Below are 13,747 nucleotides of genomic sequence, written 5' to 3' on the forward strand. Positions count from 1 at the left end.
TATCGYCCCCATTTATCGATAGCCTTCCGCCTCGTCGGATTTCACGAAAGCCGTATTCCTTACTTTACATCCGCCGGGCACCGTGTATTTCTTACATATGCGACCCGGACGCGCGGCCGGACCGCATCGGCACCTGCCCTTGCTGCACCGCAGTTCCCGGCCCGCGCGCTCCCGGACCCCGCCGCGTTGGCACAGCCTTCGCGTGCCCGGTCAGAATCGGCGCGCAGCGGCGCCACGGCCAAGGACCTGTGACGTGCGAATCTGCCAACTGAACCTGACCGATTCCCGAGCGGTGGACCCGGAAGCGCTCGCGCGCACCGCCACACTCGGTTTCGACCATGTATTGCTGGCCGGCTGGGCCATTCCCCATATCCGCCCCGACATCCTGGCAGCGACCTTTGCGGCGTGCCGGTCACATGGGCTGCTTCCCCTGCTCGATCTCGCCCTCGACCGCTTTCCGGCCGAGGCGGCAGGCATGCACGATGGCTGGGTCGACCATGCCCGCCCCGGCGGCAGCCCGGATGCCACGGACAGCCACCTGCCCGGCGTGCGGCTGCGCTGGTACGACGAGGGGCTCGCCCCCGCGCTGGTGGCCTGGTGGAGCGCCCAGATCCGCGAAGCAATCGATGCCGGCGCCGCCGGCTTCTGTTGCCGCGCCCCGTCGCGCGTGCCGGGCCGGCACTGGGCGGAGATCATCGAGACCGCCGGGCGGAGCAGTACTGACAGTACTGAGAACGGCGGCGAAGATCCCGTGTTCCTGGCCTTCACCCCCGGTACCAACCCGCAACAACTGGCCGACCTTGCCACCGCGCCGTTCGACGGCGCGTTCTGCTCGCTCCCGTGGTGGGACTACCGCAGCGCGTGGCTGACCGAGGAGATGGCGCGCCTGCGCGACTTCGGCCGCGTGCTGGCCGCGCCCTCGCTGGCGCCCGACGGCACCGACGTGCTGGCCGCCCGCCGCGCGCTGTGGACCGCCGCCGCCATCGGCGACGGGCTGATGGTGCCGGCCGGCTTCGAGACCGGCGCCCATGGCAGCGCGCCCCTTGATACCGCCCCCGAGGCGCAGTCCGATGGCCATCCCGATGACATCGTCGATGCCCCCTACGACCTCACCCACGAGCTGATCCAGTGCAACGCCTGGCTGGCCGCGCGTGACCCGGCGCCGGCCGTCGCGGTCCGGCAGGTGAGCGGCCCGGACGCGCCGCTCACCGTGCTGGCCCGCCTGCCGCGCCACCTCGCCAATGGTTCGAACGGCGCCACCGGCCCCGCTGCGCTGATCGTGGTGCTGAACCCCTGCCCGATCGAGCCCGCCTCGTTCGGCGCGGACCGCGTGCTGAGCGCGCTGCCGCAGGCCGCCGCCACGTTGCAATCGGCCGATGGCGGCCCCGGCGGCACGCTGGACGCCGCCCACCAGCTCGACCCCAGCGCGACGATCACGCTGGCACCGGCCGATATCCGCCTSTATGAAGCGCTGCCGGTCAGCGCGCAGCCCCGCGCGCGCCGCAATGGCAGCGGCAATGGCAATGGCAATCACCGCAAAGCCATCGACCGCGACCTGGCCACCGCCATGCAGGCGCCGCGCGTGGCCATCGAGAACCTGGCGCCCTCCGCCGACCACGGCCGCTTCGCCGTGCGCCGCACGGTGGGCGAGCGCGTGGAGGTCACCGCCGATATCTGGATGGACGGCCACGACAAGCTCGCCGCCGCCGTGCTGTGGCGCGCGCCGGGCGAGCAGGTCTGGCGTGCCTCGCCGATGACCCCCGTCATCAACGACCGCTGGCGCGGCAGCTTCCCGATCGTGGCGCTGGGCCGCCACGAGTTCACGGTGGAAGCATGGCGCGATACCTTCGCGAGCTGGCTCGACGAGATCGGCAAGAAACGCAAGGCCGGCGTGGACGTGACGCTGGAGATCGAGGAAGGCGCCCGGCTGGTGGCCGCCACGCTGGACACCCCCGAGGGCAGCGCCATCCCCGATGCCGGCGCCCTGCTGGCCGAACTGAAGGCCGCCGCCGGCGACGACGCCCTGCGGCTCGAAATCCTGCTCTCCCCGCGCAYCGAAACCGCCATGCACGCCGCCATGGACACCCCCGCCGGGCGCCCGTTCGTCAGCCGCTACCCCACGGCGATGCCGGTAGAGGCAGACCGCCTCGCCGCCCGCTTCGCGAGCTGGTACGAGCTGTTCCCGCGCTCGGAAAGCGGCGATGAAAATCGCCACGGCAACTTCGACGATGTGATCCGCCGGCTGCCGGCCATCCGTGCGATGGGCTTCGACGTGCTCTACTTTCCGCCGATCCACCCCATCGGCCAGGCGCACCGCAAGGGCCGCAACAACAGCCTTAAGGCCGAGCCGGGCGATGTGGGCAGCCCGTACGCCATCGGCAGTACCGAAGGCGGCCACGATGCGCTCCACCCGCAGCTCGGCACGTTCGAGGACTTCCAGCGCCTGCGCCGCGCCGCCGCCGACCACGGCCTGGAACTGGCGCTCGACTTCGCCATCCAGTGCTCGCCGGACCACCCGTGGCTGCGCGAGCACCCCGAGTGGTTCTCGCACCGTCCGGACGGCTCGCTGCGCTACGCCGAGAATCCGCCCAAGAAGTACGAGGACATCGTCAAYGTCGATTTCTACGCGGCCCCGCCCGGCGGCGAGCATCTCTGGCAGGCGCTGCGCGACGTGGTGATGTTCTGGGCCGACCAGGGCGTGCGCATCTTCCGGGTGGATAACCCGCACACCAAGCCGCTGCCGTTCTGGGAGTGGATGATTGCCGACGTGCGCGCCAAGCACCCGGACACGCTGTTCCTGGCCGAAGCCTTCACGCGGCCCAAGATGATGGCGCGGCTGGCCAAGCTCGGGTTCTCGCAGTCRTACACCTACTTCACCTGGCGCAACACCAAGGCCGAGCTGACCGAGTACATGACCGAGCTGACGCAGAGCCCGCTGCGCGAGTTCTACCGTCCGCACTTCTTCGTCAATACGCCGGACATCAACCCGTTCTACCTGCACGACGGCGGACGCCCGGCGTTCCTGATCCGCGCGGCGCTGGCGGCGCTGCTCTCCGGGCTCTGGGGCATGTACAACGGCTTCGAGGTCTGCGAGGGCGCGCCGCTGGTGCTGAACGGCGTGGAACGCGAGGAATACCTCGACTCCGAGAAATACCAGATCCGCGTGCGCGACTGGAACCAGCCCGGCAACATCGTGGCCGAGATCTCGCGGCTGAACCAGATCCGCGCCAGCCATCCGGCCCTGCAGGATCATCTGGGCGTGCGCTTCTACCACGCCAGCGACGACGCGGTGCTGTACTTCGCCCGCTACGTCCCGGCCGAGCCCGGGGGCCCTGCAGGAGGAACCAGCAGCGGCCCCACCTTCGGCAGCGACGTGCTGCTGGCCGCCATCAGCCTGGACCCGCGCGCGCCGCGCGAATCCACGATCGAACTGCCGCTGTGGGAGTGGGGCCTGCCTGACCACGGCGCCCTGCAGGCCGAAGAGCTGATGTCCGGCCGCCGCTTCACCTGGACCGGCAAGGCCCAGCGCATCCGCCTCAATCCGCATGAACTGCCGTTCGCCCTCTGGCACGTCCGGCCCCAACAACAAACCGGAGATACGGCATGAAGCGCGCATCCGACCGCGTCAGCGCCGCCCTGCTCAACGCCGACCCGCTCTGGTACAAGGACGCGGTCATCTATCAACTGCACATCAAGTCGTTCTATGACGCCAATGGCGATGGCGTCGGCGACTTCGCGGGCCTGCTGGCCAAGCTCGACTATCTGGTCAACCTCGGCGTGGACACCATCTGGCTGCTGCCGTTCTACCCCTCGCCGCGCCGTGACGATGGCTACGACATTGCCGACTACCGCAGCGTGCACCCCGACTACGGCACGCTGACCGAGGCCCGCCGTTTCGTGGCGGCAGCCCACGCGCGCGGGCTGCGCGTGATCACCGAACTGGTGATCAACCACACGTCCGACCAGCACCCGTGGTTCCAGCGCGCGCGCAAGGCCAAGCCCGGCTCGGCCGCCCGCAACTACTACGTGTGGTCCGATAACGACCAGTCCTACGCCGGCACGCGCATCATCTTCTGCGACACCGAGAAGTCGAACTGGAGCTGGGACGCCGAGGCCGGCGCCTACTTCTGGCACCGCTTCTACTCGCACCAGCCGGACCTGAACTTCGACAACCCGCAGGTGCTCAACGAGGTGCTGAGCGTGATGCGGTTCTGGCTCGACATCGGCATCGACGGCCTGCGGCTGGACGCCGTGCCCTATCTGGTGGAGCGCGAAGGCACGACCAACGAGAACCTGCCCGAGACGCACGAGGTCATCCGCAAGATCCGCAGCCACCTGGACGAGCGCTACGCCGGCCGCCTGCTGCTGGCCGAGGCCAATATGTGGCCGGAAGACGCCCAGCAGTACTTTGGCGGCGCCAGCGGCGGCGGCACGGCCGACACCACCGGCGCGGCCAGCCCGGACGGCGGCGTGGTCGGCGACGAATGCCACATGGCCTTCCACTTCCCGCTGATGCCGCGCATGTACATGGCCATCGCCCGGGAAGACCGCTTCCCGATCACCGACATCATGCGGCAGACCCCYGAGGTGCCGCCGAACTGCCAGTGGGCGATCTTCCTGCGCAACCACGACGAACTGACGCTGGAGATGGTCACCAGCAGCGAGCGGGACTACCTGTGGGAGGTCTACGCCTCCGACCGCCGCGCGCGCATCAACCTCGGCATCCGCCGCCGGCTGGCGCCGCTGATGGAGCGCGACCGCCGCCGCATCGAGCTGATGAACAGCCTGCTGTTCTCGATGCCCGGCACGCCGGTGATCTACTACGGCGACGAGATCGGCATGGGCGACAACATCCACCTCGGCGACCGCGATGGCGTGCGCACGCCGATGCAGTGGTCGCCGGACCGCAATGGCGGCTTCTCCCACGCCGACCCCGAGCGGCTGGTGCTGCCGCCGCTGCAGGGGCCGCTGTACGGCTACGAGGCCGTCAACGTCGAAGCCCAGAACCGCGACCCGCACTCGCTGCTGAACTGGATGCGCCGCATGCTGGCCCTGCGCCGGCAGCATCACGCCTTCGGGCGCGGCACGCTGCGCTTCCTGTTCCCCGGCAACCGCAAGGTGCTGGCCTATCTGCGCGAGTTCGATGGCGAGCACATCCTGTGCGTGGCCAACCTGTCCCGCGCGCCGCAGGCCGTGGAGCTGGACCTCTCGCAGTTCCAGGGCCGCGTGCCGGTGGAGATGCTTGGCGCCACGCCCTTCCCGGCCATCGGCCAGCTGACCTACCTGCTCACGCTGCCGCCGTATGGTTTCTACTGGTTTGTGTTGAGCGAGGACGCCCAGCCGCCTTCCTGGCACGTGGACGCCCCCGAGCAAATGGCCGATCAAATCACCCTGGTACTCCAGAACAACGCCGGACGCTCGGAACTGACCGAGTCCGCCCGCCGCGCGCTGACCACCGAAGTCCTGCCGATCTACCTCGCCCGCCGGCGCTGGTTCGCCTCCAAGGCGGACCGCATCGAGCGCGTGACCGTGACCTACGCATGGCCGATCGCCCGCGTCGGCAATAACGAGGAGGTCTTCCATTGCGAGGTCGAGGTGGCCCTGCCGGGCCGCACCGAGTGCTACCARCTACCGGTGGCRCTGCTGTGGGACCGCGAGAACACCGAAGGCATGCCGCAACTGATGCACGGCCTGTCCATGGCGCGCGTGCGCCGGGGCAGCCGCGTGGGCGTGGCCACCGATGGCTTCGTGGTGGAGGCCTACGCCCGCGCCGTGGTCAAGGCCATGCGCGACGGCACCGAGGCACCGACCACGCACGGCGTGATCCGCTTCCTGCCCGAGCCAGGGCTGGCCGGGGTGACGCTGGAAGACCAGCCCGTGCAGTGGATGTCCGCCGAACAGTCCAACAGCTCGCTCGCTTACGGCAACAACGGCGTGCTCAAGCTGGTGCGCCGGGTGGCGGGCGGCATCCATCCGGAAGCCGAGATGACGCGCTACCTGACCAGCCAAGGCTACGCACACTCCGCGCCGCTGCTGGGCGAGGTGGTGCGCACCGGCGCCGATGGCACGCCGCACACGCTGATGCTGCTGCAGGGCTACATCCTCAATCAGGGCGATGGCTGGGACTGGACGCTCGACTACCTGAGCCGCCTGATCGACGACGCCATGCCGTCCGAAGACGCCGACGGCGAGTTCGTCGAAGCCATGGCCGGCTATTCGACCATGGTCGGCACGCTGGGCCGCCGTCTGGCCGAGTTGCACGCGGTGCTGGCCCGGCCCAGCGACGAGGCCGCCTTCTCGCCCGAACCCGCCACCGAGGCGCAGGCCGGCGAATGGGCCGAGGAAGCGCTGAAGTCCCTCAACGAGGCGCTCGATCTGCTTGAAGCCCGCCGCCAGAACGCCACCGGCGCCTTCGCCACCGATATCGAGACGCTGGTCGCCGCGCGCGGCAAGCTGCCCAAGCTGGTGGCACGCCTGGCGCAGGCCGCCCCGGGCAGCCTCCAGACCCGCATCCACGGCGATTTCCACTTCGGGCAGGTGCTGATYGCCCAGAGCGACACCTATATCGTCGATTTCGAAGGCGAACCGCGCCAGCCGCTGGCCTTCCGCCGGCGCAAGACCTCGCCGCTGCGCGATGTGGCGGGGCTGCTGCGCTCGCTCGACTATGCGGCGGCCACGGTCGGCACGGACCGGCAGGAGCGCACCCACGCCACGCTGCCGCCCGCGCTGGCGGAGCGCCGCGCCGCGCTGCTGGAGCGCTTCCGCAGCGCCGCCAGCCAGGCCTTCCTGAACTGCTACCAGCAGTCGATGCAGGCCGCGCCGCAGCAATGGGCCGAGCCGGGACAGATGGCGCAATTGCTCGACCTGTTCCTGCTTGAGCGCGCCGCCTATGAAGTGGGCTATGAGGCCGCCAACCGCGTGGCATGGATCGACCTGCCCACGAGCGGGCTGGCCCGGCTCGTCCGCAAGCTGCTGGGAGCCAACGATGGCACGAACTAATAGCGCCACGATGGAACGCACCCCAACGCTGCCCGATGCCGTGATCGACGCGCTGCTGCAGGGCCGGCTGGCCGACCCGTTCGGCGTGCTCGGCCCCCACCGGGACGACCACGGCGTGGTGGTGCGCGCCATCGCGCCGGGCGCCGAATCGGTCTCGCTGGCCGACCGGGCGGGCAAACCTATCGCGCCGATGACCGCGCTGCACCCCGGCGGCGTGTTCGCCGGCCGCCTGCCCGGCACGGAGGCGCCACAACCGGGCGACTACCGCCTGCTGATCCGCTGGCCGGACGGCAACGAGCAATGCAGCGCCGACCCCTACGCCTTCGGCCTGCTGCTGGGCGATCTGGACCTGCACCTGCTCAACGAAGGCCGCCACCTCGAACTCGGCCAGTGCCTCGGCGCGCAATGCCTGACCGTCGATGGCGAAGCCGGCGTGCGCTTCGCGTTGTGGGCGCCCAACGCCCAGCGCGTATCGGTCATCGCCGACTTCAACGGCTGGAACCCGGTGCGCCACCCCATGCGCCTGCGCCACGGCGCCGGCATCTGGGAAGTGTTCATCCCGGAGGCGCTCGGCGCCCACGGCGGCAGCCGCTACAAGTACGACATCATCGGCGCGCAGGGCCACGCCCTGCCGGACAAGGCCGACCCGGTGGCGCTGGCCACCGAGCCGCCGCCCGCCACGGCGTCCGTGGTGGCCTGCCGCGGCCACGGCGCCCCGCCATTCCAGTGGAACGACCAGGCGTGGATGGAGAAGCGCGCCAGCGCCGACCCCTATGCCACGCCGATGTCCGTCTACGAACTCCACGCGATGTCCTGGCAGCGCGCCGCCAACGACACCGCACACGGCTGGGAAATCCTGGCCGACCGGCTGGTGCCCTATATCCGCGACCTTGGCTTCACGCATATCGAGCTGCTGCCGATCACCGAGCACCCGTTCGGCGGCTCCTGGGGCTACCAGCCGCTGTCGCTGTTCGCGCCCACCTCGCGACTCGGCCCGCCGGACCAGTTCGCCGCCTTCGTCGATCGCTGCCATCAGGCCGACATCGGCGTGATCCTCGACTGGGTGCCCGCGCACTTCCCCACCGACCCGCACGGGCTGGCCGAGTTCGACGGCACGGCGCTCTATGAGCACCAGGACCCGCGCGAGGGCTTCCATCAGGACTGGAACACGCTGATCTACAACCTCGGCCGCAACGAGGTGCGCGGCTTCCTGCTGGCGGGGGCGGTGCACTGGCTCGAACAGTTCCATGCCGATGCGCTGCGCGTGGACGCCGTGGCGTCCATGCTCTACCGCGACTACAGCCGCGAGCCGGGCCAGTGGGTGCCCAACCGCTTCGGCGGGCGCGAGAACCTGGAGGCCGTGGCCTTCCTGCGCGACCTGAACACCATCGTCCACGAGCGCTGCCCCGGCGCACTGACCATCGCCGAGGAATCCACGGCGTGGCCCGGCGTGACGGCCAGCGTGGCGTCCGGCGGGCTCGGCTTCGACTTCAAGTGGAATATGGGCTGGATGCACGACTCGCTGCGCTACCTGAGCCAGAACCCGATCCACCGCCCCTGGCATCACAACGAGTTGACCTTCGGGCTGGTCTACGCATGGTCGGAAGCCTTCGTGCTGCCGCTTTCGCACGATGAAGTGGTACACGGCAAGGGGTCGATGATCGGCAAGGCGCCCGGGGACGACTGGCAGCGCTTTGCCAACCTGCGCGCCTACTACGGCTTCATGTGGACGCATCCCGGCAAGAAGCTGCTGTTCATGGGCGGCGAATTCGCCCAATGGCGCGAGTGGAACCACGACGAGGAACTCGACTGGCCGCTGCTGGACCAGCCGCTGCACCGTGGCGTGCACTCGCTGGTGCGCGACCTGAACCGGCTGTACCGCGAGCTGCCGGCCCTCCACGCCATGGATCACCGGCCCGAAGGCTTCCAGTGGATTGTCGGCGACGATCACCAGAACAGCGTCTTCGCCTACCTGCGCCGCGCCGCGCCAGACAGCCAGGAGGTGGCGCTGGTGGTCGTCAACATGACCCCGGTGCCGCGCGAGGGCTACCGCCTCGGCGTGCCGTTCGCGGGCGACTGGGAGGAATGCCTGAATACCGATGCCGGCTACTACGGCGGCAGCAACCTCGGTAATGGCGGCCGGGTGGAGGCGTCCCACGCGGCGTCCCACGGCCAGCCGGCCTCGGTCACGCTGACCCTGCCGCCGCTGGCTACGCTGGTCCTGCGCTACCGCCCGCCCCGTTGACACCCCGCTGACACCCTCTGAAAGCTGTCATCACGAGCCACCCAGAATAACCAGAAGAAAGGAGCCATGCACATGGCGATTGCCACGATCGACCGTCTGCTGCCCGGCAAGCCCTACCCCCTTGGCGCGCATTGGGACGGCCTGGGCGTCAACTTCGCAGTCTTCTCCGCCAATGCCACGCGCATCGAGCTGTGCCTGTTCTCCGCCAACGGCCGCAGGGAGATCCACCGCCTGCCGCTGCCCGAATGCACCGACGAGGTCTGGCACGGCTACCTGCCGCTGGCCCAGCCCGGCGCGCTGTACGGCTACCGCGCCTACGGCCCCTACGAGCCGACCCGGGGCCACCGCTTCAACCCCCACAAGCTGCTGCTGGACCCCTACGCGCGGCTGCTGAACGGCCCGGCGCGCTGGTCGGACGCGCTGTTCGGCTACCGGCTCAACAGCCCGCGCGCGGACCTSACGCCCGACCGCCGCGACAGCGCGCCGATGATGCCGAAGGCCGTGGTCGTCGACGAAAGCTTCCACTGGGGCGAAGACCGCCGGCTGGACCGCCCGTGGCCGGAAACCTCGATCTACGAGGTGCACGTGCGCGGCGCCTCCATGCAGCGCGAAGACCTGCTGCCGCACCATCGCGGCACCTTCGCCGCGCTGGCCGATCCGCGTTTCGTCGATCACCTGCACCGGCTCGGCGTGACGGCGGTGGAGCTGCTGCCGATCCACGCCTTCCTGCAGGACCGCTTCCTCGTGGAGCGCGGCCTGCGCAACTACTGGGGCTACAACACGCTGGCGTTCTTCGCGCCGGAGCCGCTCTACCTGTCCGCCAACGAGCTGCACGAGGCCAAGGTGGCCATCCGCCGGCTCCACGCGGCCGGCATCGAGGTCATTCTCGACGTGGTCTACAACCACACCTGCGAAGGCAACGAGCTGGGGCCGACCATGTCCTGGCGCGGGCTGGACAACGCCAGCTACTACCGGCTGATTCCGGGCGACGAGCGCCACTACATCAACGACACCGGCTGCGGCAATACGCTGAACCTGTCGCACCCGCGCGTGCTGCAGATGGTGATGGACTCGCTGCGCTACTGGGTGGAGGCCTTCCACGTGGATGGCTTCCGCTTCGACCTCGGCAGCACGCTGGGCCGCGAGGCCACCGGCTTCGACCCCGGCGCGGGCTTCTTCGACGCCCTCCTCCAGGACCCGGTGCTGTCGCGCGTGAAGCTGATCTCGGAGCCGTGGGACCTCGGCCCCGGCGGCTATCAGGTAGGCAACCATCCGCCCGGCTTTGCCGAATGGAACGACAAGTTCCGCGACAACGTGCGCCGCTTCTGGCGTGGCGATGCCGGCCAGCGCGGCGAACTGGCCGCGCGGCTCACCGGCTCGGCGGACCTGTTCGACCGCCGCCACCGCAAGCCGTGGGCCAGCGTCAACTTCATCACCGCGCACGATGGCTTCACGCTGGCCGACCTCGTCAGCTACAGCAGCAAGCACAACGAGGCCAACGGCGAGGACAACCGCGACGGCAACGACGACAACGCCAGCGCCAACTGGAGCCCGGACGGCAGCGTGGAAGGCCCCACCGACGACGAGCAGATCCTCGAAACCCGTGGCCGCGTGGCCCGGGCGATGATGGCCACGCTGCTGCTCTCCCAGGGCACGCCGATGCTCACCGCCGGCGACGAATGGGGCCGCAGCCAGCAGGGCAACAACAACGCCTACTGCCAGGACAGCCCGCTCTCGTGGCTGAACTGGGAGGACGCCGCCAACCCCGCCAACGCGCCGATGATGGCCTGCGTGAGCCAGTTGCTGGCGCTGCGCCGACAGGTACCGATGCTGACCGAGAACCGCTTCGTGCACGGCCGCTCGCGCCCGGCGCCCGGCGTGCCGGACATCGCATGGTTCGGGGCCGATGGCAACGAGCTGTCGCCCGAGCAGTGGGCCAATGGCGAAGATCGCACACTGGCGCTGCGCCGCGCCACGCCCGGCAACGGCGAGGACGAGGTGGCGGTGATGCTGCTGTGCCTGAACGCCGGCAACGACGACGTCACCTTCCGCGCGCCGGCCCCAGGCGAGGACTGGCGCGTGCTGTTCGACAGCGCCGCGCCGGATGCCGGCGAAAGCCCGCTTGCGAACGGCGACGACGGCCAGCCCGGCTACACCGTGGTGGCCCACAGCGTGGCGCTACTGCTGGCCAGCGTGCCAAGGGTTCGCAATGAAGACGTCCGCAAAGAGGAACCCCCGCGATGAGCCACGACACCGACGCCCTGCAGCGACTGGCCGAACGCGCCGGCCTGCAGACCCAGTGGCGCGATGCCTGGGGCCGGCCCCAGGCCCTTACCGAGGACGCCCTGCACGCGGTGCTGGCCGCGCTCGACCTGCCCTGCGACACGCCCGGCGCCTGTGAATCCTCGCTCGCGCGGCTCGCCGCCGACGACGCATCCCACCCGCTGCCGCCGCTGCTCACGGCTGATCAGRGCCAGCCCGTGACCGTGCGGTGGGCGCACACGCTGGCGCAGCGCCCCTATCGGCTCGAACTGGAGGATGGCCGCGTGATCGAGGGCATCGCCCAGCGCAATGCGGACGGGTTGATGGARATCCCGCCGGTAACGGACTGGGGCTACCACCGCCTGCTGCTGGGCGATCTGGCCACCACGCTGGCCGTGGCGCCACCGCGCTGCYACGGCGTGGCCGATGCACTGTCTGCCAACCCATCCGCCAACCCGCGCGCGGTACATGCGAGCAAGCCGTGGGGGCTCTCCGTGCAGCTCTACGGCCTGCGCCGGGGKGCGCCCACCGGGCTGGGCGATCTCACCACGCTGGCCCTGACCTGCGAGGCGGCCGCGCGCGAAGGCGCCGACGCCGTCGCCATCAACCCGCTCCACGCCGGCTTTGCCGCGCTGCCGGCGCGCTACAGCCCCTACGCGCCGTCGAGCCGGATCTTCCACAACGCGCTCTACGCCGACCCCGCCGCCGTGTTCGGGCAGGACGCGGTCGATCAGGGCATCGCGGCGTTGAACATCGGCCACCGGCTGGCCGCCGCCGAGGCGCGCGACGAAATCGACTGGCCCACGCTGTCCGTGGCACGCCATGCGCTGCTGCGCTGGCTGTGGGACCGCCATGACACCCTGCTCAGCACGGACGCCCAACAGGCCTTCGCCRCCTTCCGCGCGCGCGGCGGCAGCGGGCTGCTGGCCCACGCCTGCTTCGAGGCCATCCAGGCCAGCCKGCTGGCGCAGGCSAGCAATGACGGGGAYGACGCGCGGCGACAAGCGGCATCCGACTGGCGCCAATGGCCGGTCACCCTGCGCTCGCCRGACAGTTCGGCGGTGGCCGCCTTCGAGACCCAGTTTCCGCAGGAGATCGGCTATCACGCCTTCCTGCAATGGCTGGCCGCGCACGGGCTGGACACCGCGCAGCACCGCGCGCGCGCCGCCGGCATGGCCGTRGGACTGATCGCCGACCTCGCCGTGGGCACCGATCCCGGCGGCAGCCACGCGTGGATGCGCCAGACCGAGATCCTCAACGGYTTCCACGCCGGCGCGCCGCCAGACGTCTACAACCCGCTCGGGCAGGACTGGGGCGTGGCGGTGTTCTCGCCGCGCGGGCTGCGCCGCAACGGCTACGCCGCCTTTATCGAGATGCTGCGCGCCAACCTCGCCCATGCCGGCGGGCTGCGCATCGACCACGTGCTGGGGCTGGCGCGGATGTGGCTGGTGCCGGCCGGCGCGCCGGCCACGGCGGGCGCCTACCTGACCTATCCGCTGGACGACCTGTTGCGGCTGGTGGCGATCGAGTCGTGGCGGCAGCGSGCCATCATCATCGGCGAGAACCTCGGCACGGTGCCGGAGACGCTCAACACGGCACTGGCCGCGCGCGGCGTGATGGGCATCGACGTGCTGTGGTTCGAACGCCAGCCGGCGGACGAGGATGCTGCCGAAGACACCGACACCCCCGCCCCGTTCCTGCCGCCCGAGCAATGGCCCGCGCAGGCGGTAGCCACCACCACCACGCACGACCTGCCGACCATCGCCGGCTGGTGGGCCGGCCACGACATCGCCTGGCGCGCGCGGCTGCATCAACTGGGCGAGGGGGAGACCGAAGCCGGCCTGATGGCGATGCGCGCCGCCGAGCGCACGGCGCTGTGGCAGGCCATGTGCGCGGGCGGGGTGGTCGATGGTGCCGAGCCCGACGCGGCGTCCGCCCCCGTGGAAGCGGTGCTGCGCTGGCTGTCCCGCGCGCGGACCCCGCTACGGCTGGTGCCCGTGGAAGACCTGCTGGGCGCCGCCGAGCAGCCCAACCTGCCCGGCACGGTGACCGGGCACCCCAACTGGCAGCGCCGGCTCGACGCCGATGTGCGCGAGCTCTTCGATCATGCGGACGTGCGCGTGCGCGTGGCGGCGGTGCGGGGGGATGGTTGAGATGGGCGTGGTCGGTAGGGGGGCGCCGTCCCTCTCCCCCGCCCCTCTCCCGGAGGGAGAGGGGAGAAAACCCTCGATGGTCTCCCCT

At 70.3% G+C, this 13,747-nt stretch carries 5 protein-coding genes; all 5 read left to right on the forward strand.

Going from position 1 to position 13,747, the window contains the following annotated elements; all coding sequences use genetic code 11:
• Positions 1 to 253: 253 nt before the first annotated feature.
• A complete protein-coding gene (locus tag AB4Z27_RS20335) occupies positions 254 to 3,607 on the forward strand; it encodes an alpha-1,4-glucan--maltose-1-phosphate maltosyltransferase (RefSeq protein ID WP_441645101.1) in 3,354 nt (1,117 codons plus the stop codon).
• On the forward strand, positions 3,604 to 6,999 hold the full coding sequence (gene treS, locus AB4Z27_RS20340; RefSeq protein ID WP_441592560.1) for a maltose alpha-D-glucosyltransferase: 3,396 nt from the start codon (positions 3,604 to 3,606) through the stop codon (positions 6,997 to 6,999). The genes AB4Z27_RS20335 and treS overlap by 4 nt, the downstream gene beginning before the upstream one ends.
• Positions 6,986 to 9,244 carry a 1,4-alpha-glucan branching protein GlgB gene (gene glgB / locus AB4Z27_RS20345; protein ID WP_441645102.1) on the forward strand — a complete coding sequence of 753 codons (2,259 nt, stop codon included), beginning with the start codon at positions 6,986 to 6,988 and terminating at the stop codon, positions 9,242 to 9,244. The genes treS and glgB overlap by 14 nt, the downstream gene beginning before the upstream one ends.
• Before the next feature lie 72 nt (positions 9,245 to 9,316).
• A complete protein-coding gene (gene glgX / locus AB4Z27_RS20350; RefSeq protein WP_092301400.1) occupies positions 9,317 to 11,488 on the forward strand; it encodes a glycogen debranching protein GlgX in 2,172 nt (723 codons plus the stop codon).
• The gene (gene malQ, locus AB4Z27_RS20355) at positions 11,485 to 13,659 is read left to right on the forward strand and encodes a 4-alpha-glucanotransferase (RefSeq protein WP_441645103.1); all 2,175 of its coding nucleotides are present in this window, start codon (positions 11,485 to 11,487) and stop codon (positions 13,657 to 13,659) included. Before glgX ends, malQ begins: the two co-directional genes overlap by 4 nt.
• Positions 13,660 to 13,747 lie beyond the last annotated feature (88 nt).

It is taken from the genome of Cupriavidus sp. KB_39 (assembly GCF_052114485.1).
In the GTDB taxonomy this organism is placed as follows: domain Bacteria; phylum Pseudomonadota; class Gammaproteobacteria; order Burkholderiales; family Burkholderiaceae; genus Cupriavidus.

Bases quoted from the DNA above. Each gene is read 5' to 3' on its own strand.
- glgB (WP_441645102.1), top strand. From the start codon at position 6,986: ATGGCACGAACTAATAGCGCCACGATGGAACGCACCCCAACGCTGCCC.